Source organism: Ureibacillus sp. FSL W8-0352 (assembly GCF_038004345.1).
Taxonomy (GTDB): Bacteria; Bacillota; Bacilli; order Bacillales_A; family Planococcaceae; genus Ureibacillus; species Ureibacillus thermosphaericus.
This window is the reverse complement of record NZ_JBBOQT010000001.1, coordinates 643,801-665,420: the sequence shown is the minus strand read 5'-3', so window position 1 is coordinate 665,420 and position 21,620 is coordinate 643,801. Positions and strand designations below refer to the sequence as shown.

The 21,620-nt window shown below is 35.2% G+C and carries 23 protein-coding genes and 1 pseudogene; 1 reads left to right on the top strand and 23 read right to left on the bottom strand.

The window, feature by feature from the left end:
• Nucleotides 1-101: 101 nt before the first annotated feature.
• The 10 genes and pseudogenes from NST98_RS03405 to NST98_RS03360 form a co-directional block, all read right to left on the bottom strand.
• Nucleotides 102-656, bottom strand: a complete 555-nt coding sequence (locus tag NST98_RS03405; RefSeq protein WP_168412192.1) for a 5' nucleotidase, NT5C type — start codon at nucleotides 654-656, stop codon at nucleotides 102-104.
• Nucleotides 657-671: 15 nt separating this feature from the next.
• Nucleotides 672-1,751 carry an FAD-dependent monooxygenase gene (locus NST98_RS03400; RefSeq protein WP_016837810.1) on the bottom strand — a complete coding sequence of 360 codons (1,080 nt, stop codon included), beginning with the start codon at nucleotides 1,749-1,751 and terminating at the stop codon, nucleotides 672-674.
• Nucleotides 1,738-2,853, bottom strand: coding sequence for a bifunctional diaminohydroxyphosphoribosylaminopyrimidine deaminase/5-amino-6-(5-phosphoribosylamino)uracil reductase RibD (gene ribD / locus NST98_RS03395; protein ID WP_016837809.1), 1,116 nt, complete (start codon nucleotides 2,851-2,853; stop codon nucleotides 1,738-1,740). Before ribD ends, NST98_RS03400 begins: the two co-directional genes overlap by 14 nt.
• A gap of 11 nt (nucleotides 2,854-2,864) precedes the next feature.
• Nucleotides 2,865-3,563 carry a GTP cyclohydrolase II gene (locus tag NST98_RS03390; RefSeq protein ID WP_050988840.1) on the bottom strand — a complete coding sequence of 233 codons (699 nt, stop codon included), beginning with the start codon at nucleotides 3,561-3,563 and terminating at the stop codon, nucleotides 2,865-2,867.
• Nucleotides 3,564-4,009: 446 nt separating this feature from the next.
• On the bottom strand, nucleotides 4,010-4,750 hold the full coding sequence (locus NST98_RS03385) for a 3D domain-containing protein (RefSeq protein WP_340703994.1): 741 nt from the start codon (nucleotides 4,748-4,750) through the stop codon (nucleotides 4,010-4,012).
• 235 nt (nucleotides 4,751-4,985) lie between these two features.
• Nucleotides 4,986-5,201 carry a hypothetical protein gene (locus NST98_RS03380; protein ID WP_016837806.1) on the bottom strand — a complete coding sequence of 72 codons (216 nt, stop codon included), beginning with the start codon at nucleotides 5,199-5,201 and terminating at the stop codon, nucleotides 4,986-4,988.
• A 184-nt stretch (nucleotides 5,202-5,385) separates the two neighbouring features.
• Nucleotides 5,386-6,027, bottom strand: coding sequence for a precorrin-2 dehydrogenase/sirohydrochlorin ferrochelatase family protein (locus NST98_RS03375; protein ID WP_340714437.1), 642 nt, complete (start codon nucleotides 6,025-6,027; stop codon nucleotides 5,386-5,388).
• Nucleotides 6,028-6,165: 138 nt separating this feature from the next.
• Nucleotides 6,166-6,645 (bottom strand): annotated as a pseudogene (locus tag NST98_RS03370) (ABC transporter ATP-binding protein); the annotation flags it as partial.
• A 3-nt stretch (nucleotides 6,646-6,648) separates the two neighbouring features.
• Nucleotides 6,649-7,203 (bottom strand): signal peptidase I, encoded by a 555-nt coding sequence (lepB, locus tag NST98_RS03365; protein WP_340704000.1) that lies wholly within the window; start codon nucleotides 7,201-7,203, stop codon nucleotides 6,649-6,651.
• Nucleotides 7,204-7,240: 37 nt separating this feature from the next.
• Nucleotides 7,241-8,011: an ABC transporter ATP-binding protein gene (locus NST98_RS03360; RefSeq protein WP_340704001.1), complete on the bottom strand. Its 771-nt coding sequence runs from the start codon at nucleotides 8,009-8,011 to the stop codon at nucleotides 7,241-7,243.
• A gap of 247 nt (nucleotides 8,012-8,258) precedes the next feature.
• Between NST98_RS03360 and NST98_RS03355 the strand changes: the two genes are divergently transcribed.
• Nucleotides 8,259-8,771 carry a methylated-DNA--[protein]-cysteine S-methyltransferase gene (locus tag NST98_RS03355; RefSeq protein WP_340714435.1) on the top strand — a complete coding sequence of 171 codons (513 nt, stop codon included), beginning with the start codon at nucleotides 8,259-8,261 and terminating at the stop codon, nucleotides 8,769-8,771.
• Here the strand turns inward: NST98_RS03355 and NST98_RS03350 are convergent.
• The 13 genes from NST98_RS03350 to NST98_RS03290 all read right to left on the bottom strand — a co-directional run bounded on the left by NST98_RS03350 (nucleotide 8,768) and on the right by NST98_RS03290 (nucleotide 21,619).
• The gene (locus NST98_RS03350; RefSeq protein WP_340714434.1) at nucleotides 8,768-9,451 is read right to left on the bottom strand and encodes a DNA alkylation repair protein; all 684 of its coding nucleotides are present in this window, start codon (nucleotides 9,449-9,451) and stop codon (nucleotides 8,768-8,770) included. The genes NST98_RS03355 and NST98_RS03350 overlap by 4 nt on opposite strands.
• A 60-nt stretch (nucleotides 9,452-9,511) precedes the next feature.
• Complete coding sequence (locus NST98_RS03345) at nucleotides 9,512-10,018, bottom strand: DUF1648 domain-containing protein (RefSeq protein ID WP_340714433.1); 507 nt, start codon at nucleotides 10,016-10,018, stop codon at nucleotides 9,512-9,514.
• Between the two features lie 66 nt (nucleotides 10,019-10,084).
• A complete protein-coding gene (locus tag NST98_RS03340; protein ID WP_340714432.1) occupies nucleotides 10,085-10,561 on the bottom strand; it encodes a chemotaxis protein CheW in 477 nt (158 codons plus the stop codon).
• A 10-nt stretch (nucleotides 10,562-10,571) separates the two neighbouring features.
• Nucleotides 10,572-11,699: a M20/M25/M40 family metallo-hydrolase gene (locus NST98_RS03335; RefSeq protein ID WP_340715660.1), complete on the bottom strand. Its 1,128-nt coding sequence runs from the start codon at nucleotides 11,697-11,699 to the stop codon at nucleotides 10,572-10,574.
• Between the two features lie 682 nt (nucleotides 11,700-12,381).
• Nucleotides 12,382-13,914: a cobyric acid synthase gene (locus tag NST98_RS03330; protein WP_340714431.1), complete on the bottom strand. Its 1,533-nt coding sequence runs from the start codon at nucleotides 13,912-13,914 to the stop codon at nucleotides 12,382-12,384.
• Nucleotides 13,915-13,928: 14 nt separating this feature from the next.
• Nucleotides 13,929-14,465 carry a cob(I)yrinic acid a,c-diamide adenosyltransferase gene (locus tag NST98_RS03325; protein ID WP_016837790.1) on the bottom strand — a complete coding sequence of 179 codons (537 nt, stop codon included), beginning with the start codon at nucleotides 14,463-14,465 and terminating at the stop codon, nucleotides 13,929-13,931.
• A 20-nt stretch (nucleotides 14,466-14,485) separates the two neighbouring features.
• Entirely contained in the window at nucleotides 14,486-15,265 is a 780-nt protein-coding gene (gene cobA, locus NST98_RS03320) for a uroporphyrinogen-III C-methyltransferase (protein WP_340714430.1), read from the bottom strand.
• 61 nt (nucleotides 15,266-15,326) lie between these two features.
• Nucleotides 15,327-16,694, bottom strand: a complete 1,368-nt coding sequence (locus tag NST98_RS03315) for a cobyrinate a,c-diamide synthase (RefSeq protein WP_340715659.1) — start codon at nucleotides 16,692-16,694, stop codon at nucleotides 15,327-15,329.
• A complete protein-coding gene (locus NST98_RS03310) occupies nucleotides 16,694-17,842 on the bottom strand; it encodes a cobalt-precorrin 5A hydrolase (RefSeq protein ID WP_340714429.1) in 1,149 nt (382 codons plus the stop codon). The genes NST98_RS03315 and NST98_RS03310 overlap by 1 nt, the downstream gene beginning before the upstream one ends.
• Nucleotides 17,839-18,618, bottom strand: a complete 780-nt coding sequence (gene cobM / locus NST98_RS03305) for a precorrin-4 C(11)-methyltransferase (protein WP_096551011.1) — start codon at nucleotides 18,616-18,618, stop codon at nucleotides 17,839-17,841. Before cobM ends, NST98_RS03310 begins: the two co-directional genes overlap by 4 nt.
• Entirely contained in the window at nucleotides 18,615-19,319 is a 705-nt protein-coding gene (gene cobI / locus NST98_RS03300) for a precorrin-2 C(20)-methyltransferase (protein ID WP_340715658.1), read from the bottom strand. Before cobI ends, cobM begins: the two co-directional genes overlap by 4 nt.
• A complete protein-coding gene (gene cbiE, locus NST98_RS03295) occupies nucleotides 19,312-20,520 on the bottom strand; it encodes a precorrin-6y C5,15-methyltransferase (decarboxylating) subunit CbiE (RefSeq protein ID WP_096551007.1) in 1,209 nt (402 codons plus the stop codon). The genes cobI and cbiE overlap by 8 nt, the downstream gene beginning before the upstream one ends.
• Nucleotides 20,510-21,619: a cobalt-precorrin-5B (C(1))-methyltransferase gene (locus NST98_RS03290; protein ID WP_340714428.1), complete on the bottom strand. Its 1,110-nt coding sequence runs from the start codon at nucleotides 21,617-21,619 to the stop codon at nucleotides 20,510-20,512. Before NST98_RS03290 ends, cbiE begins: the two co-directional genes overlap by 11 nt.
• Between the last annotated feature and the right edge of the window lies 1 nt (nucleotide 21,620).

Here is a 21,620-nt window from a genome sequence, read left to right as displayed (position 1 = left end):
CATAATATCGACAAAATATTTCTTAACTGTATATACCTATTATTAAAATACCATAAAAAAACATACAATGAAAATTTTCCATTGTATGTTTTTAGGAAATATTATTCTAGTTTAAAGTTTTTCCAATCATATACTCTAGGGAAAGGAACATGTCCATTATAAGATTGATGCTTTACATAAACTTTTGTATTGGAATCTGTTAATGTCTCCAGTACAGCGGGTTTATCATCAAAATAAACATCCAAATTAAGCTTCTGAATGATCTCCATCTTTTCGTGATCCTTCATTCCGCAATAAAAATGTTCATCAATGACCGGAAAACCTCGATTTTTCATCCATTGTCGAGTTTTTTCACAATATGTTTTCGGTCTCGATGTGATATAAAAAATGGAATGCCCTTCTTTTTCAAGTTTACGGATAAAATCAATTGCCCCTTCAAAAACTGGACAGTCTGTAAAGTAAATTTCTTCCATTAACGAATTCCACATTACATGACCTTCATCTTCGTCTAACCCGAAAAGTTCATGAATTTCCACTCTTTTTAATTGATGAAAAAGAGCAATATCAATCTGTTTTCCTAATTTTTTATTATAAAGATGAAAAGCATGTTCTCGTAAGTTAATCAATGTATCATCTATATCAAAACCGATTTTCACTTTTCCCCTACTTTCTTAACCAATGATAATAAACTGGGTAGAAAAGTTTTTTTCCTTTTCTATTTGCAATTTTTGTAATTTTTTTACTTCTTCTTTTCTTTGTTTCTCACATTGGGATAAACGTAATTCATTTATATTTCCGGGATCAATACATTCAGATAACCGATCTGCATCTTTTAAAGCACTGTTTAATCCAAAGGCTCCAGTTGGTGTCATCGCATGACATGCATCACCTATTAACAGTATATTGTCTTTTCTCCATATTTCTGTGTGATTACTATAGACATCTAATAAGACAAAATCATCCCAAGTAGTAATATGTTTTCGAACCGATTCTTCTAATTCAGGAAATGCTTGAATCAATTTATCTATAAACAGTTGTATAGATTGTTTGCGGATTTTCGAAAAGGATCCCTGTGCAATGTTCCAGCCAATTTGCACATAACCCTTAGCTTGGGTAAATAATGATAATTGGAAACCATCTACTTCAGCCATTTTTATGGATGGTTGCCAATTGTCTGGTGCCGGTATTTTTGCCCAAAGTAAGTCATAGCCATGTTTACGTGTTATTGTTTCAATACCTGCTTTTTTTCGGACAGTGGAATATCTTCCATCAGCCCCTATAATCATCGAACTATGTATAAGGATTTCTTCCTTACCTCTTTTCCCTTTAATCCCAATGAAATGACCATTTTCATCTTTAAGTAAATCAATCACTTTTGTATTTGTCATGAGAGAAAAATTTTCGTATTTTTTTGCTTCTTCGATAATTACTGATAATAGATGTGCTTGCGGAACATGGATTCCTAAATGGCCAACTTGTTTCTCAGGTTGAATTGTTTTAAAGAGTTTTCCATTTTTCCAATATTCAATAACTTTCATTTTTAACAATCCGAGTTTTTCAATTTTTGAATACAGATTATGTTTCTTTAAAATATTTTCTCCATCTTCATTCAAATGTTCACCTCGGAATTCCCTTGCAATTTCCTTATGTTGTTCAAGAAGGGTGACAGAAATCCCCTTCTTTGCTAATAGCAGTGCAAGTAGTGAGCCACTCGGTCCAGCACCCACAATCAATATATCAGTGAATATCATGTTGATCACCTAGTTTTGGATAAGCAATTATTCGTAAATCTTCTCCAACTTTATCGAATGAGTCAATTTCTACTTTTGCCGCTAAATTCATATTATCAACATCATCACCAGCTACCGGGGTAATGGAGTGGCGCCCTCCTAATATTTTTGGTGCAATGTAAATAATATATTTATTTACAAGTCCAGCTCTGATAAACGAGGCGTTTATTTCTCCTCCACCTTCAACTAACACATCTGTTATTCCATGTTTATATAATTGTTCCAACATTTCATCTAAGCAGATACCCTTTTGATTTTTAGAACAGTATATAAAATGTACATTTTTCTTTTTAAGTTCCGCTATTTTGATTGGATCCGCACCGGTAGTTGTCACAATAATTGTTTCAGCTTCGTCATTTAAAACATTTGCATCCATCGGAATTTGTAAATGACTATCTAAAATAACTCGAATTGGGTTTTTCCCTTTTTGATTGGGCAATCGTGTCGTCAATAGCGGATTATCTTTTAAAACGGTTCCTATTCCTACTAAAATCGCATCAACTTCATTGCGTAATTTGTGAACTTCAAGGCGGGCTGCTTCACCGGAAATCCATTTTGAATGTCCAGTATGCGTTGCGATTTTCCCATCTAATGTCATGGCAAATTTTGAAATAACGAAAGGACGATTTGTCAACATATTATGAATAAATCGTTCATTCAATTTTCTCGCTTCATTTTCTAATAAGCCTACTTCTACCTCAATTCCTGCTTTTCGAATGATGTCAACACCTTTACCCGCAACGAGAGGATTTGGATCAAGTGTCGCCACTACCACTCTGCTAACACCAGACTCTTTCACTAAATTTGCACAAGGAGGGGTTTTGCCATAATGAGAACATGGCTCTAGCGTGACATATAAAGTGGCACCTTTTGCATGCTCTCCTGCCATATGAAATGCATGAACTTCTGCATGGGCTTCTCCAGCTTTACGATGTATTCCTGTTCCTACGATAACCCCATCTTTTACTATGACCGCCCCAACAACAGGATTTGGATTTGTTTTGCCCTTTGCCGTTCGCGCTAAATTTAATGCTAATTCCATGTAATCACGATCCGTTAACACAATGACCCCTCCTAAAACAATTGTTTCTCTGGTATGTGACCTGCCTTTTTAATTTTCGTTTCTAAATAATAACGATTTGTTTCAGTTAAGCCGCCCCAAAGTGGAATATGTTTATCAGCTAATAGACCATGATGTTTTAACGCTTCCAGTTTTTTAGGGTTGTTTGTAATTAAAGTTACAGGTTTATTGCGAAGAGTCTCTAATACTTTAATTGCTTCTTCATAGGACCTTGTATCATCTTCAAAACCAAGTGCATGGTTGGCTTCTACTGTATCATAACCTTCTTCTTGCAATAAGTAAGCTAATGATTTTGAAAATAATCCAATCCCACGGCCCTCATGATTCGCTAAATAAAAGATTGCACCACATCCATGTTCAACAATCATTTTCATCGATTCATGTAATTGATAACCGCAATCACACCGTTGACTTCCGAAAATATCTCCAGTATGACAAATGCTGTGCATACGAATAAGCGCTTCCTCATCATTTTCAAAATCTCCGTAAACCAATACAGATGATTGTTGAGATTCTTGCAAGTTCGCACTTAAAATATAATTTAACACTTCTTCCTTTGTTGAAATGGGTTCATCTAGCTTCAACCAAGTATACCACTGGAATGTGGCTTCAAAATTATCTTGTTTTACAGGGAGTTTTACTGGGCCAACAAGACAAATTTGCTCATTTTCTTTATATGAAATTAACTGCATTTTTTTAAGCAAAATGTCATTCTTATTTAATAGTAGATTTTTCAATATTCATCACCTAATTCAACTAAATCTATTTAAAATTCCTATTTTATTAATAGGAATTAATCTTTGCCTTTTTTAATATAGCTGAAATAGGTTTAAAAAGCAAAAGAAGTGTTTTCCATGTTACTTTTTGTATAATAATAGAAATATTATTTAGATAAAACATTTTCGTACGAACTAATTGCTATTTTACATTTTTAATTTCGGCAGATTTTTCTTTATTATAAGTAGTGTTATTTTATCATTTTTATGCAATCATTGAACATGACTTTAAGGGGACAAAAGTCGACCAATTGTTATAATTTATTTGATTGTCAATATAATAAAAAATACACTTCATTTCTTAAATAATTGAAAGTGAAGTGTATTTTTTATGAGTTATTTTTTCATGATGATATGAAAGTTTAATCTAAAATTTTAATTTTTACCTTTTTTACTCCCCACTGCATTGCTTGATCATGGGAAGGGATGAATACATCAATTTTATTTCCTTTAATGGCTCCTCCAGTATCACCAGCAATTGCATAACCGTAGCCTTCCACCCATACTTTTGTACCGAGTGGGATAATGTTAGGATCAACAGCAATTACTTTCATATGTGGATTTTCTCGTAAATTTATCCCATAAGCAGTGGTACCAGAACATCCTTCACAGTATGCAGTATATGCTGTTGCTGTAACAGTCATTTCTTTTAATGACGGTTCATCTTCTTTTATCACTTGCTGAGTAGAGGTAGGTGATGCTTTCGTTTCTCTTTTCGGCAAGTAGCCACCCGTTGTGTCAGCTACAATAGAAATCGGTTTGTATTCTTTTTTGTATTTTTCGTCATTGTAAATAATCAATTTCTTACCAGGATGAATCAATGTATTGTCTAAATCGTTCCATTCCATTAATAAATCTAATGGTACTTCATGATTTAATGCAATACGGAACAAGTTGTCCCCTTCCTTCACAGTGTATACAGTAAATAGTGGGGCTTTCATAAAAGCAAGTTGGCGTGTAATTGCATCTTCCACCACTCCATTACCTAAAATGTTGGTGACAAAGTCGATTTCCCCTTCTTCCACTGATGTTTCTTTTGCATATGTCAATGATGTTGTAAACAATGTCAAACATAAAAGCATATATGCTGCAATTTTTTTCATACTTAGTCCTCCTTAACAAACAAACTTGCAATTCACTTTTTGTTAATACGAACTAAGTATTGTCCAAATATTTACATTTTTATTCATAATTTGATAAAAATTAAATAATACAGCTTTCAAACTAGTTGATAAAATGAGAGAAAGGGCTTGTATCAGAAAATTGCTTAGTTCAAAAAAAGGTTCTGAATCGTTGTTACAAAAAATAAAATCCTCTAGAAAATCTCTAGAGGATTGTTTAATTTAGATATTCATCCGAACAGCTTGGGAACATATATATTCCTTGTATCATATGAAAATCATAATGTCTTTGTATAAATTTTTCTTGATATAAGTATTCCATTAAGGAGATTTCATGCTCATTTGCACTGCATAATACCCCTGAGACACTTAATCCATTTTTAAACGAAACACCGATGGGCTGGCCGATTAAATATTTTATTTTTTCAAACACGATTTGCCCCCTTTCTTACCTCATTGTATGCTTCTATTCAGTTAATTGGCTGTGTGGGCTATTTAAGAAATCTTTAGAGAGCAACTCATGTAAAATAAATGTTTAATCAATCAGTTCTTTCTACTATTGGTTTAGAACAACCTGAAACTTGTTAGTTAGTTTACATAATATATTTATTTCTGAATTAAAATGATTGTCCTTTTACTTGCTGCAACATTTCCTTAAATATTTCATTTCTTTTTATTATATCTCCTTCAACCGTAAGATTGTAAAATTTGGAATCCAATAATTGGGTTAAAAGTTTTTTCCTTAATGAACGATCAGCAATTTGATTTAAAACGATATGACGAGCGTAATCTAAAAATTCTATATAATCCTCAAATTTTTCATCAAATTGTTGTTCGAGATCTTTTTTAATTTTTTTTGCTAAACTAGGACTAGCACCGCCAGTAGAAATGGAGATGTTAAGTTTCCCTCTCTTTATGGTTGCTGGTGTAATAAAGTCACTATCTTTCGGATTATCTGCAAGCAACAAAAGTTGATGTTCTTTTTTATGGATTCGTATTTCATGATTTGTAGCTGAATCATTTGTCGTAGCAATAATGATATTTGCCTGTTCAATATCTATAGGTTCAAAAGTTTTTTCAATCCATTTCGCGTTATTGTGTTGCATCCATTCCTTAATTTCTGGAATAATGGTTGGACTAATGATCGTTAAGTTTGCTTCTGTTCCCTCTAATCCTATTAGTTTTTGATAAGCAACACGTCCCCCACCGATTACGACAACATTTTTATTTTTTATATTCATCATGATTGGATAATACATGATTGACCCCCTCTGTTATATAATCATTCTTTTAAATTTTGTTTATTACTATAACCTAAAATTCATTATTAAATATAAAAATACACCATTTTTCTTTATTGAAAAATGATGTATTTTTGAACTAATAACTATCTTTATTTATGCAAGATATGCTTCTTTTACTTCTTCATTTTCAGCAAGTTCTTTTCCTGTTCCCGTTAAGACAATTTCACCATTTTGAATAACGTAACCTCGGTGTGCAATGCTTAATGCCTGATATGCATTTTGTTCGACTAACAAAATTGTAATGCCCATCTCATTCAATTGAAGTATGATTTCAAATATTTGTTCAACGACAATTGGAGCAAGTCCCATAGAAGGTTCATCAAGCATTAATAAATTAGGCTGCATCATCAATGCTCGACCGATTGCAAGCATTTGTTGCTCCCCGCCACTCATTGTTCCACCCTTCTGATTCATGCGTTCTTTTAATCTCGGAAAGTAAGTAAAGACATTTTCCATACGTTCTTCGATTACTGCTTTTCCCTTTACAGAAAATGCTCCCATAAGCAAATTTTCTTTCACTGTTAAATTGGCAAAAATTTCTCTACCTTCTGGTACGTGACTAATTCCCATCAATGTTTATTCATATGGATTAGAAAAATATTTCATGTTTTGTAGTGGATAAATTCTCAATTTAGATTCTCCAAAAACATCCTCTATTGGTATTAAACCATAATGCCGACTATCATAACTGTTCAAACGATTATCTCCTAATACAAATATATAGCCATCTGGCACTTTCTTTTCACCCGTCAAATCTTCCAATGTAAAATTTTCAGTCATGCGAATTTGATACTCAGCATTTTGTTTTACATATGGTTCTTCAAATTCTTTTCCATTGATAATTAATACATCATCTTTCATTTCAACCGTATCTCCAGGCAAACCTATGACCCGTTTAATATAATATTCATCTTCATAAGGTGCTTTAAAAACAATGTGATCAAATCGTTGGATTTTACTTATTTTGCTAACAATAATGACATCTTCATTTTCATATGTAGGTGACATTGACGCACCATTTACAACAACGGGAGAAAAAATATATTCCCTACAGATTAAAGCAATAGTAATTCCCGAAACGAAAACAAAAAACCAAGATAGCAATTCTTTCCGAATGTTATTTCCCTTCATTTATCCTGCTCCTCGTAAACGGCTTTGAATTGTCCAATTATTTAAATGCAATCCATGTACGATTCTGCTGTTCTTGTACGGATAGATCGCGACCAAAAAATTGAGATAAGTTTTGCTCGGTTAATAGATCATTTGCTAATCCTTTTGCATATACTTCCCCATCTTTTAGCAACAAAGTATGAGAAAAACAAGGCAATATTTCTTCTACATGATGAGTGACATAGATTAATGTTGGACAATATTCCTGTCGTGCAAGATTCCCTAAAAACGCTAGAAATTCCTCTCTTGCAATAACATCTAATCCATTACAAGGTTCGTCTAATATTAATATTTTCGGATTGGCCATTAATGCTCTAGCAATTAACACCCTTTGTTTTTCACCTTGAGACAGTAGGCCATATCGGGAACTTTCTAAATATTCAATTCCTAATTGTTTCATAAGCATATGTGCGATTTCCACATCTTTTTTTTCTACCGGTTCATATAGACCAATCGATGCGAATTTTCCGCTTAGCACAATGCTTAACACAGAATCAAATTCTCTTAATTGCTCTTTTAAAGAAGAACTGATAAAGCCGATTTCTTTACGCAATTCAGGAATATTTGTTTTTCCAAATTCTTGACCTAACACTTTTACTGTTCCTGAAGTAGGGTATAGATAGCCGGTGATGATATTGAGCAATGAAGTTTTACCCGCTCCGTTTAATCCAATGATGGACCAATGCTCCCCCTTATCTATATTCCAATTAATCTCTTTCAAAAGGATTTTGCCATTTCGTTTCACTGTTACATTTTCTAACTGTATCAATGTTCTTCCCCCATTTGTCCACCTTTATTAGTATTTTAATATTACAATAATTAAATATATAAAGAAAAGTAACAATATTTTTAACTATTAATTTACTCCTATAAAACATCGCTATTTTGATTTATCTTTTTATTATCATATTAATTTAAATATTTTATTTTTTTCAGATGAAGAATCGGAAGAAAAAGTATGTTACAGTTTACTTAATTTAGTATTTCATTTAGGAAAACGAGAAAGGGGTTATGTTATGAAACAAAAAAGCATTTACGCATCATGCATCAACCATTCATATATGGACTTATATATTGCCGCATCGGACAAAGGTTTAGTTTTTATAGGGGCTCAACATTCTTCTATGGAAGAATTAAAACAGTATTGCCAAAAACAATTTCCGCATTGTGAAGTAGTTGAAAATGATCTTTTCATTTCGCCCTATTCTTCCCAATTGATTGAATATTTGGATGGTAAACGCAAACAATTTACATTACCTTTTGATATTTCTGGAACTCCTTTCCAATTACAAGTGTGGAATGAATTATGTAAAATTCCATTTGGCAAAACTGCTACCTATTCTGAAGTGGCAACGAATATTGGAAATCCAAAAGCAGTCCGTGCAGTAGGAGGAGCAATTGGAAGCAATCCATTATCCATCATTATCCCTTGCCACCGCGTCATAGGTAAAAACGGAAGTCTTACTGGTTACAGCGGTGGACTGGATGTAAAAAAACGATTATTAGATTTAGAAGGGATTCCTTATTAACATGATGATCTTTTCATTTTTCGTATATTTTCCTTTACTTCTTTACTAATACGATGAGACTCAATTATTTTTTGCAACGCTTTATTATAAGTAAAATCATCTAATGAATTTTTTTGTAAAAATGTTGTTGTTTCTTCGGGAAACTTTAAATAGGCAGCGGATATCGCCCAAGCGACCGCCATTTTAACATAATAGCCGTCATGCTTGATGCCATCCCATATTTGAAATAATTCTTCAACACACTTTTCTTCAATAAAATAACTAAGGGACATCACGATAGCAAAACGTATTTCAAATTCATTTTTTGATTGGAAATAGGGGTTAAGAAATTTCCACACTTCATCCCGATGCTTTTTTGTAAATTTTAATCCGACACAAAAACTATCACATACAGACCAATTATCTATTTTAGGTACAAACCACTTAATCCACTTGAGCCTTTCCTCTAATGGAATGTTTACTTGCCCGATCACCATGCCTTTTAGCATAATTTCTTCAAAATATTCCTCTGTTCCATTCAATAAAAAATCTTCCCAGTCGCTTTTTGAAATTTCTTTTGCTAATGCTCTTAACTTCGGAATGCGAACCCCAAGAATATTTTCTTGATTCGGTATTAATGTTTTTTGAAACAATTGATACTTCTGTTCAGACAGTTCTAATAGTTCTTTCCGTATTTCCAATCAAATCAACTCCCATATTTCAACATTTCGTGTCATTCGGTATAGAAGTGTGGAAAATGATTATTTAATTTTGGATTGTTTATATATACCAATACCTATTGTAATAATGAGGGAAACGATAATCCCCGGAATAAACCAAATCCAAAGAAATTCGGTTTTACCTAATGCGATTTGTACAATTTGAAAATTAATCAATGCAAAAAGGATCATGCAAATATTTTTTATAATATTTAACATCTTTCGGCTATTTAAATAAAATTTTTCTGCATTTGATTCATTGATTCTTTCCGGATAATTATACATATGAGGAGCTTTTTCAAAAAGAGATGTTAATAATAAAACAAACATTCCAATGAATGGCAATATGATTAACTCATATTTTGAACCCCATCGATCTACTTCACCTTTACCATTAAAATGTACTGGTATTCGATCAGGAATTTGGCTCCACTGAAAAATAATAAACAAATTAGACAATATAAATAAACCAATGCCAACGATATCACAGATTTTCTCCATTTTTGTTTTTGGTATATGAAGAATTGGTCGATATGGCGTTTTCATCATATCATTCCACCTTATATAAAAATAAAGCTAGAAAAGGCTAATGCCTTACTCTAGCAATTCTATATTTTATGAATTCACCTCTTTTTCCTCTTTCAATAAATGATGTAAATAATCAATAATTTCCCGAATTCCTTCTAATGAATTTATCAAAACGTCTGGATTCACAATCGTAATCATTCGATTTTCTAAATTGGCCACTGCTGTAAAATATTTTGTTTGAGAATAATTTACGAGCCCCACTTGTTGAATGTCTTCATCACGAAAATCTAAAATTTCTTTCGCTTCACTCACAACTAATCCATAATTGACGACGTTCGTATTTAATACAATGATTCTCGCCAACGAATCCGTTGTTGGTTTGTTGTACAAAATAATATTAAAATCAAGGATAGGTATAAGCTCTCCACGAATTCGCGTAAAACCTACTAAATAAGTTGGCAAGTGTGGAATGGGGTTTATTTTTCCTATTTTTTCAATCGACACGACTTGATTAACAGGTATTGCGTATTCTTCATTTTCGCATCGAAAAACAATTGTTTTCATGAACATCACCTCAAATTGAACAATACTTGCAAGAACTTTTAACGATTTCTACTAATAAATCGGCTAATTTCTCCAATTCTTCAATAGGCATTCTTTCTTTTGTTGTATGAATATTTTCATAGCCTACCGATAAGTTCACTGTCGGTATTCCAAAACTTGAAATAATGTTTGCATCACTACCACCGCCTGAAACGCCAATTTGAGGTGTACGACCAATATTTCGGACAGCTTCGACTGCTATTTGCACCACTTTGTCTGATTCGTTTACTGAAAATCCAGGATACATGATTTGAACATCCACTTCTGCACGGCCGCCTAATTTTTCAGCAACTTTTTCGAAAGTCTCTTTCATATGTTTCGTTTGGTGATCTAATTTAGCCTTTTGGATGGAGCGGGCTTCTGCTAAAATTAAAACTTCATCGCAAACGATATTTGTTGCCTTTCCACCTTCAAAACGACCGATGTTTGCCGTTGTTTCATGATCGATGCGCCCCAATTTCATTTCAGCAATCGCTTTTGCAGCTAGGGTGATGGCAGAGATTCCTTTCTCTGGTTCAACTCCTGCGTGGGCAGTTTTTCCAAATATCTTCGCTTCAATTTTAGCTTGGTAAGGAGCTGCAACGACAATACCCCCAACTTTTCCATCACTATCTACCGCATATCCATACTTGGCGATAATCTTTTCCCGTTCCAATTCCTTAGCCCCACGAAGTCCGTTTTCTTCACCAGCAGTTATTATGAATTGAATTGTTCCATGCTCAATTGACTGTTCTTTAAGTCGACGGGCCATTTCAAATAGTGCAGCAATACCGGCTTTATCATCTGCACCTAGAATCGTTGTTCCGTCTGAATAAATATATCCATCATCCCGTATTTCAGGTTTAATTCCCTTTCCAGGAACGACTGTATCCATATGAACAGTAAAATAAATGGGTTCTATATCTTCTTTTCCATTCAATGTGGCAATAATATTCCCAGCACCATGACCATTTCGTGTATGGGCATCATCTTGATATACTGAAAAACCTAAATCCTCTAACTTCTTTATAAGTACGGGTGCGATTTTTTCTTCGTGTTTCGTTTCCGAGTCAATCTGTACTAATTCGATAAATTCATTTACTAAACGGCAGTTTCTCATCATCAAAACTCCTTTATCATACCTTTTTCATCATCATTCTACGCTTAGTTGCTTAAGATTACAAATTTCACCACTTATACTGAACAAATAAAAGAGACTATCCAGAAATTCGAACACTTTCTGAACAGCCTTACTTCTTATAGTAATATTCTCTTAAAAATTTTGCTCCTGCAGTGGTCACATCAAACGCGCCTTCTCGCCGTAATTTATCTGCGGCTAAGCTTGTGCGACAGCCGCAATTTATCTGCGGCGAAAGCGATAGCGACAGCCGCAATTTATCTGCGGCGAAAGCGATAGCGACAGCCGCAATTTATCTGCGGCGAAAGCGATAGCGACAGCCGCAATTTATCTGCGGCGAAAGCGATAGCGACAGCCGCAATTTATCTGCGGCGAAAGCGATAGCGACAGCCGCAATTTATCTGCGGCGAAAGCGATAGCGACAGCCGCAATTTATCTGCGGCGAAAGCGATAGCGACAGCCGCAATTTATCTGCGGCGAAAGCGATAGCGACAGCCGCAATTTATCTGCGGCGAAAGCGATAGCGACAGCCGCAATTTATCTGCGGCGAAAGCGATAGCGACAGCCGCAATTTATCTGCGGCGAAAGCGATAGCGACAGCCGCAATTTATCTGCGGCGAAAGCGATAGCGACAGCCGCAAAGGGGGCGTCTTGAAATGACTTTTCAGACGCCCCCTTTGACCTTCTTTTGATTTTCTAATAAAGAATAAATATATTCCATATTCAAATATTGCTGTACATGTTGTGCAAGTACGTCGTAAGCTTGTTCTCGTTGTTCTTTATCGGATATTACATCCATTGATAATTCTTTTAAACCTTTACTTTTTCTAATTTCATTAAAGTAAGCTCTTGTAAAGGAACGATTTTGGAAAATTCCATGTAAATAAGTACCAATCACTTTCCCGTGATGAAAAATAATCCCATCACAAGATCCATCATCTAATTGTAAAAATGGTTGTACATTAGAGTCTTGCGTTACTTTTGTTTGACCTAAATGAATCTCGTAACCTTTCACATCAATTTCTTTATTAAAAAGCATTGGATGAATTTTCCCTTTCGTTTGGGTCGTGCGTTTATTTTTTTCAAAAGTCGTTTGAATCGGTAATAAGCAAAGACCTGTCGTTTCTTTTATATCGCTCTCCACAAAGTCAGGGTCAAACAACTTCTCTCCTAATATTTGATAGCCACCACAAATCCCAAATACCCGCGAACCATTCATAGAGCATTGCTGAATAGCCTCAAATAATCCCGTTTCTTTCAACCACTCTAAATCTGCTGTCGTATTCTTCGTACCAGGAATTATAATACAGTCAGGATTGCCTAAATCACTTGCATGACTTACAAAACGAACGCCTACATCAGGTTCATCAAATAGCGGATCTAAATCGGTGAAATTAGAGATTCTCGGCAATTGTATACAAACAACATCAATGAGAGAATCGTTCTTTTTCGGTCTTTTTAATTTTAACGTATCAAGGGCTAATGAATCTTCGGCTTCGATTTTCAAGTCAAAATATGGGATGACGCCAATGACAGGAATACCTGTATATTCTTCAAGCCATTTTATTCCGTTTTCAAGTATTTCAATCATTCCTCTAAATTTGTTAATAATTATTCCTTTTACAAGTTTTCTTTCATCTTCATCTAGCAATGCTAGAGTGCCAACAATGGATGCAAAAACGCCTCCTCGATCTATATCCGCCACAAGGAACACATCCGCATTGAGCATTTTCGCAACACGCATGTTAGCAATATCTCGATCTTTTAAATTAATTTCAGCAGGACTTCCAGCACCTTCTGCTACAATAATATCGTAGGACTGTTCTAGTTCTCGAATGGCCTTTTCAACAATTGGCAATGCCTGCAGCACAAAGTTATCTCTATAATTTGTAGCACTCATATCCTTAAAATGTTTCCCATGAACAATGACTTCTGATACCATGTCTTGTTTCGGCTTCAGTAATATCGGATTCATCTTAGTTGTTGCGATTTCTCTTGCAGCTTCCGCTTGTACACCTTGAGCACGCCCAATTTCTCCCCCATCTTTGGTGACATAGGAATTCAGCGCCATATTTTGAGACTTAAAAGGTGCTACTTTGTATCCTGCATTTGAGAAAATGCGGCAAAGTGCGGTACAAAGCACACTCTTTCCCACATCAGAAGATGTTCCTTGAATCATAATTGAATTAGCACGCAAAAACGACCTCTCCTTTAAAATTCCAAGCCTTTTACTGCTGGAATCCCTTCATTGTAATAATGTTTCGTCGGTTCAATAGTTGAAACTAAATCTGCAATATCGATTAATTCTTGTTTTGCATTACGGCCTGTAATTACAACATGCATATGTTTTGGTCGGTTTTGAATGACGTTGATCACTTCATCTAATGGAATCACATCTTCAACTGGAAACTGTGTAATGCTTAGGGCATTGTTTAATTCATCTAATACTACAACGTCTACAGTTGAATCTTGAATGGCTTGTTTTGCTATTTCCCAACCTTTTTTCAAGGCTTCACGATGTTCCTCAGGTGTTTTTGTCCAAGTAAAACCGATTCCTAATTGTTCCATTGTCACCCCTAATTTTTTTAGAGCAAGGGCTTCACCATAAGTCCGTTCTTTCGATTTAATAAATTGTAAAAAACGAACGTTCATGCCGCGGCCAATTGCACGCAAAGTAAGACCTAAAGCTGAAGTCGTTTTCCCTTTACCATTTCCAGTATATATTAATATAAGTCCTTTTTGTTTCATCGATATTTCTCCTGTTTCTTTCATTCATTTACAGTGTTTTTCAAATCATCTATATATTCTTCAAACCATTGGGCTTGTTCTCTGATACGTACCACTTCACCTACAATAATCATGGCAGGATTCCTAATCTGTGCTTTTACTGCTTGTTCATAAATTGTTTCTAATGTCCCTGTAATCGTTCTTTGCCTTGTTGTCGTACCATTTTCAATTATTGCAACTGGGGTATCAGCTCTTTTTCCATGATGCATTAATTTATGACAAATATTTCTTAAATTACCTACGCCCATATAAAATGCTATTGTATCAATTCCGGAGAGGGAGTCCCAATTTAAATTATCAGAACCTTTATCTTTACTTCCGTGTCCTGTAACTAACGCAACAGTGGATGCATATTCACGATGGGTTAACGAAATTCCCGCATATTCGGCTGCTGCAACGCTTGCAGTAACGCCGGGCACAATTTCAAATGGTATTCCTTTCTTTTTTAATACTGCCGCTTCTTCTCCTACTCTTCCAAAAATACTTGGATCTCCACCTTTTAATCTGGTTACTACTTTTCCTTCTAATGCTTTTTGTACTAGAATTTCATGAATTTCCTCTTGGATTCGCATATGTTTTCCTGGAAGTTTTCCACAATATATAAGCTCTGCATTATCTGGAGCATAATCTAACAATGCTAAGTTAATAAGCCGATCATATACAATGCAGTCAGATTGTTGAATACATTCAAGACCCTTAACGGTAATTAATTTCTCATCCCCAGGTCCAGCACCTACTAAATACACTTTTCCTAACCTCATATTTTCCCTCCCGAAACATTGTTGCTTCATATTTTTGTTCATCTTTTTCATTCTAAGATTATTAGATTGCATTTCGTTTCTGTTCTTGAAATTGTAAACATGCATTTATCCAGTTATCTACAAGTTTTGAATTGGAGGCGAAATGGAAATGAACATATCCTGCAATTAAAGAATGGAGAATGCAGCCAACTCGTTTTGCTCCAAATCGACTTTTCAATTCATAAGCTGGTGGATATAATGAATTTGGCTGGAAAATTGAATAGTGGAATTCATGACCTTTCGCAACCTCTCCTTCTTTCATTAGGAAATTGTCATTCATGCCACAAATTTCTCGATATCCAAGGGCTGCAAGTGTGGACTGCATGGCTACTTTACCATCAATTACCCCAACCATTGGATAACTCATCCCTTCTGTCGTCTCAATGGATTTTGTTAAATACATAAATCCACCGCATTCAGCAACAGTTGGAACACCTTTTTCAATCATTGCTTTGATGGATTGTTTCGACACTTCATTACTCGCTAACTTTTCAGCAAATTCTTCCGGGAAGCCTCCACCAATATATAAACCATCAACATCTTCCGGTACTGGATCATTTGCTAACGGTGAGAAAAAAAGAAGTTCTGCCCCTCGAGCTCGGAGCAATTGTAAATTTTCTTCATAATAAAAATTAAAAGCAGCATCTTTTGCTACTGCAATTTTCACATTCCCCTTTAAATTTTCTTCAAAAATAGAATGATTCACTTTTTCTAAGCTGTTTGTTTCAGAAATCGTTAGTAGTTTATTAAGATCAATCGTTTTTTCAACTTCTGTTGCCAGCATTTCAAAATAAGAATCTAAATCTCCCCGTTCAATAGCAGGAATTAACCCGAGATGCCTGCTTGGCAAGTGGAGTTCATTGTTTTTCTTCATATAACCAATCACAGGAATATGACATTCTTGTTCAATGGCAGCTTTTACAATGTTAAAATGGCTCTCACTTCCTACACGATTGGCTATTACGCCAACAATACGTGATGGTACATGGATTGTTTGAAAGCCTTTTACAATCGCAGCAGCACTTCTTGCCATACTTGCACAATCCACTACGAGAAGAACTGGACTCTCAGTAATGTCCGCAATATCAGCAGCAGAACCAGTATTTTCTAATGGATTTTTTCCATCAAAATACCCCATTACACCTTCAATAATTGTTATATCTGCATCACGACTATTGCGTTCCACAATATCGCGAATGACATCGTGGCTAAACATCCAACTATCAATATTTCGAGAAACTCGTTTTGTAACGGCAGTGTGATAGGTTGGATCAATATAATCTGGACCACATTTAAATCCTTGAACGACAAGATTTCGTTTTTTCAATGCCGCCATGATTCCGATTGTTAAAGTGGTTTTTCCAACCCCGCTCGATGTACCTGCAATCATTAATCTTTTTGCCACGGAAAATCCTCCTTATGCTCGAGTACCCCAACAGAAATTGTTACATTCCCACTTTTCTTTTTGACTAGAACTAGTGAATTTGATTGTAAATAACGTTTTGCTGCTGCTTCACTTACGGAATATGCTCCAGTATATTTATAAACCGTTTCTGATGGTTCTTCGATATGCATTTCATTCAATTCTTTAGCTGTGTACGTACAAAATTCCACATTTCTTTCGTTTACAACTTGCAATAAACCCTCTTCATCTTTCTTTAGATCAATCGTACAAATGGCTTTTACACTTTTTGATGAAAATCCTAACTCAAGCAACGTCTCTTCAATGACGAAATGAATTTCCTCCGCACTTGTTCCACGATTACAACCGATTCCTATTACAATTACTTTAGGCCTAAATATAATGCCGTATTGTAAAATTGGTGTCTCTTCTGGGTTGAGTAACCGATGAGTAACAATTAGAGCACCGCTTGGTTTTGCATTGATTGCTTCCAAAATGGATTGATAAATTTTTATATTTTCTGGTAATGGGCGATCATATATCCACCATGAACGCTCTCCACTTTCCTGTACAACAGCAACATGTTCTTCGTTCACAACAGCTGCACTAACCTTCGTTAAATGTTCTTCTGAATCCCAAACCCAACCGAACCGAGAGCCAAATAAATCAACAGCGATAGTTTGCTGAACATCTGATGCCGTCGTAATCACAGGGTTTGCATGAAGCAATGCCGCGATTTCTCGCGTTAATTCATTCGCTCCACCTAGATGACCGGAAAGCACACTGATTACATTTTTACAACAATCATCTATAACAACAACGGCTGGATCATTTTTTTTATCTTTTATAAGAGGTGCTATCATGCGAACAACTGCACCGAGAGAAATAAATAAAATCAGACCTTTATATTTGTTAAAAATCGCTGATAACAGAATTCGAACATTGCCATCATATAGTTGGATGCTTAAGCTATCTTCATCAGCTTTACAAAACTTTTGCGGATAATAAAGGTCACAATTAGGAAAAAGTCCTTGTAATTTCCGAGCAATTTCTACACCATGTTTTGTTATAGCAACAACTGCATAATCATTTTTTTGATGAATGTTTGGAATTTCCTCTTCCACAAGTTGAATCACTTTGAAACTCCTTTCCGATAGCCATGAGTAAACTCGGCATCATAAAGCTTTGAGCGATACGTATCCTTTTCATAAAGGTTAGAGTCAAGTGCCCATCCTGCTAAAATCATGGCATGACTCCGAATGCCATTTTCTTTCATCGCTTGATCGAGATTCGCGAGTGTTGTACGAACGATTTTTTCATCTGGCCATGTAGCTTTTTGAATTACCGCAACGGGCGTGTCATCTTGCCACCCCGCTTCTTTTAATTCCTTCACTATTTTTTTCGTTAATGTTGCACTTAGGAAAAGAGCGATTGTACAATGATGGCTTGCTAAATCTTTTAATTTTTCTTTTTCCGGTACAGGTGTACGACCTTCAGCGCGGGTTAAAATAAGAGTTTGTGTTAATTCTGGAATCGTTAATTCTGCTTGTATTGCCGCTGCAGAAGCAAAAACAGAGCTTACACCAGGAATGATTTCTACCCCAATGCCTTCTTTTTTCAATAATGTTATTTGTTCAGCAATGGCACCGTACATCGATGGATCTCCAGTATGAATGCGGGCAACTAATTTATCACGTTTTACTCGATCGACTATGATTGAAACAATCTCTTCCAAATGCATTCCACTTGTTTTAATAATTTCTGCTTCTTTCTTTGCTTTGGCAATTAATTCTTCATTAACAAGGGAGTCTGTATAAAGAATACAATCTGCTTCTTGCAACATTTGTAATCCTTTTACAGTTATTAAATCGGGATCGCCTGGACCTGCTCCAATTATCCAAATTTTCTTCATTTGCGCACCACCATTAATGATAGATAATTTAAATCGGCACCTTCTAATTCGTTGATATTCCATAAGATTTCCTCGTCAGATGTAACTTTTGTAACTACATGTGCCTTGTTTTCTAATCCTAATTCTCGAAGCATTTCTAGCAACACATCAATAACCTTTGCAACTTTTAGAAATACTACAGCATCATGATTTTCAATTGCTTTTCTCATCTTTTCAACATCATCATTTGCGGGAATGATAGCCACTTGTTCATCACCATCCGCTAGTGGAATGGTTAATCGGGATACTGCACCGTTAACGGAGGAAATACCAGGTATGGAATGAATCTCTACATCAGGATATTTTTCCTTCATTACTTTCATTAGATGAATAAAAGTGCTATATAATAACGGGTCTCCTTCAGTAACAAATGCCACGTCTTTCCCTTGAGCAATTTTTTCATAAATTATATCAACGGCTTTATTCCATTCCCTCTCTAATACTTCCTCATTTTTCGTCATTGGAAATATAAGTCCTAACATTTCCTTTTCTTCAGGACGTATATAAACTTCTATAATCTTATACGCATAACTTTTTGAACCTCGCATTTTTTTCGGATAGGCTATTACAGGACATTCTTGAAGTTTCCGAAAAGCTTTAACGGTAAGTAATTCCGGATCTCCAGGTCCTACACCTATGCCATATAAAGCACCTTTACACATCCTCATCTTCCTTTCGTTTTGCACTTACAATAAACACAGGGTTTAATGGAGCGAATCGAGTCAACGATAATATTTGTTTACTTCTCGCAATTTGTACTTGGGTAACTTCTGTATGAAATCCTAACTTATAAAATATTTTGATAGATTCATATAAGTTTTCGATTGTTGCAGCATTTAAAACAATGCGGCCATTCTTGTTTAATCTTTCACAACATACGGTTAATAGTTCCTCCATGTTTCCACCCGTACCACCGATAAAAATAGCATCGGGATTCGGAAACTTTTCAAGGCCTTCTGGTGCTTTTCCGTGTACAACAGTGAAATCAACCCGAAATTTTTGTTGATTAAGAAGACAGTTTTTGATATCTTCTTCATTTTTTTCAATGGCAAAAATTTTACCTTCTTTTGCAATCTTCCCTGCTTCAATTGCAACGGAACCGGTGCATGTGCCGATATCCCAAACAATACTTTTTTCATGTAAATTCAATGCACTAATGGATAAAACACGAACTTCTTTTTTCGTGATTAAACCTTTCTCCGGTTTTCGTTGATAAAACTCTTCATCATCTATGCCAAGAGACCAATTTTTTGTTTGCTGAATTTTTACTAAAATTACAACATTTAAAGGGGAGAAGCTTGCTCGCTTCATTTCTTCAAGCGTCATTTTTCTGCAACGTTCTTTTTCTCCTTGCAAGTTTTCAGCAATATATGCTTCATATTCGGTCATTCCAAACTCTATTAAGTATGATGCTAGATTATTTGGCGAATTATTTTCATCCGTTAATATAATCACTTTGTCTTTTCCATCGATTTTTTGCGCTAGTCCTTTAATCGGCCTTCCATGAATACTGACAAAATAAGCATCATGCCAACTAATTCCGAACTTTGCGGCTGCAAGTTGAATTGAACTTACATAAGGATAAATTTCAACTGGAAGTTTTTTCGAAATGAGGCCTCCAATTCCATAGAACAATGGATCGCCAGAGGCTAAAATCACAATGTTTTGATTCCTATTTTCTAGCTTTTCTATAACGCTCATTACTTTAGTTTTCAATAATATTTTTTCTCCATTAAAGTTTGGAAAAAATGATAATACTCTTTCTCCACCAACGAGAACTTCTGCACTTTCAATCCATTCGATGAGTTGTGGATGCAAACCTTGTGCACCGTTATCACCAATTCCAATCAATTTAATGGGCATCAATTATTTCCGCCTTTCCTAATAATTCACCTTTCATTGAATAAATCGCAGTTGAAACAATCAATCCGCCACCAACATGTTTTAAGATTTCTTTACAGCAAAGTTCCGATAATTTGTCAAAAAATTCCATACATCCTTGTTCTTTCATGATTTCCCCTACTTCATTTGCTGTATTTGCTTGAAGAATTTGTCTAACACTTTCATTGGTAGCGCCACTTTCTCTAGCAATGGATGCAAGAAATTCAAAATTGACTTGAGAACCTTTTGAATGAAGCATCATGGAACCTTGGGCAAGTTTTGAAAATTTTCCCATCATCCCGACTAAAGATACTTTCGGAATGCCTAATTGTTTGCACTGTTTCATTGAAAAACCAACAAAATCTCCCATTTCAATAAAAGCAACTTCAGGAAGCTCACTATACATGCTCATGGCAAATTTTTCACTTCTTCCACCAGTTGTAAAGACAAGATGTTCACTACCCGCTGCTTTTGCTACAGATATTGCTTGTACAATACTTGCCATATAAGCGGCGTTGGAAAAAGGAACGACTGTTCCCCTTGTTCCCAAAATTGAAATACCTCCAATGATGCCAAGACGACTATTTAATGTTTTTTTAGCAATTTCTTCACCCTCGGGGACAGTGATGATAATATTTACTCCGGTTTCAATTCCATATTGCTGTAAGACTTTTTCAACTTCTGTTTGAATCATTTTACGTGGAACGGGATTAATGGCAGCTAGTCCCACTTCAATTGGTAATCCAGGTTTTGTTACTCGGCCTACTCCCTTGCCGCCATCAATAAAAATTTCCCTGTCTTTTCTCCAAGAAACAGTTGCTTCAATAATTGCTCCATGAGTTGCATCAGGATCATCTCCACCATCTTTTATTACGGAACATTTTACTTCAATATCTCTTATTTCACATTTTTCGATTGAAAATTCAACATCTTTTCCCACAGGCAGATGAATCATTACTTTTTTTTGTTCTAGCTTTGTGATTAATGCGATTAATGCTGCTTTAGCACATGCTGTTGCACAAGCACCCGTTGTATAACCTTCCCTAAGTTCAGAAGGATCTTTTCTTTTCTGTTTTTGCATA

Bases quoted from the DNA above. Each gene is read 5' to 3' on its own strand.
- cobI (WP_340715658.1), bottom strand. From the start codon at position 19,319: ATGTGTAAAGGTGCTTTATATGGCATAGGTGTAGGACCTGGAGATCCG.
- NST98_RS03400 (WP_016837810.1), bottom strand. From the start codon at position 1,751: ATGATATTCACTGATATATTGATTGTGGGTGCTGGACCGAGTGGCTCA.
- cobM (WP_096551011.1), bottom strand. From the start codon at position 18,618: ATGAAGAAAATTTGGATAATTGGAGCAGGTCCAGGCGATCCCGATTTA.
- lepB (WP_340704000.1), bottom strand. From the start codon at position 7,203: ATGAAGGGAAATAACATTCGGAAAGAATTGCTATCTTGGTTTTTTGTT.
- NST98_RS03355 (WP_340714435.1), top strand. From the start codon at position 8,259: ATGAAACAAAAAAGCATTTACGCATCATGCATCAACCATTCATATATG.
- NST98_RS03290 (WP_340714428.1), bottom strand. From the start codon at position 21,619: ATGCAAAAACAGAAAAGAAAAGATCCTTCTGAACTTAGGGAAGGTTAT.
- NST98_RS03345 (WP_340714433.1), bottom strand. From the start codon at position 10,018: ATGATGAAAACGCCATATCGACCAATTCTTCATATACCAAAAACAAAA.
- NST98_RS03335 (WP_340715660.1), bottom strand. From the start codon at position 11,699: ATGAGAAACTGCCGTTTAGTAAATGAATTTATCGAATTAGTACAGATT.
- cobA (WP_340714430.1), bottom strand. From the start codon at position 15,265: ATGAGGTTAGGAAAAGTGTATTTAGTAGGTGCTGGACCTGGGGATGAG.
- NST98_RS03315 (WP_340715659.1), bottom strand. From the start codon at position 16,694: ATGATTGCAGGTACATCGAGCGGGGTTGGAAAAACCACTTTAACAATC.
- NST98_RS03375 (WP_340714437.1), bottom strand. From the start codon at position 6,027: ATGTATTATCCAATCATGATGAATATAAAAAATAAAAATGTTGTCGTA.
- NST98_RS03325 (WP_016837790.1), bottom strand. From the start codon at position 14,465: ATGAAACAAAAAGGACTTATATTAATATATACTGGAAATGGTAAAGGG.
- cbiE (WP_096551007.1), bottom strand. From the start codon at position 20,520: ATGCCCATTAAATTGATTGGAATTGGTGATAACGGTGCACAAGGTTTG.
- NST98_RS03340 (WP_340714432.1), bottom strand. From the start codon at position 10,561: ATGAAAACAATTGTTTTTCGATGCGAAAATGAAGAATACGCAATACCT.
- NST98_RS03385 (WP_340703994.1), bottom strand. From the start codon at position 4,750: ATGAAAAAAATTGCAGCATATATGCTTTTATGTTTGACATTGTTTACA.
- NST98_RS03390 (WP_050988840.1), bottom strand. From the start codon at position 3,563: ATGCAGTTAATTTCATATAAAGAAAATGAGCAAATTTGTCTTGTTGGC.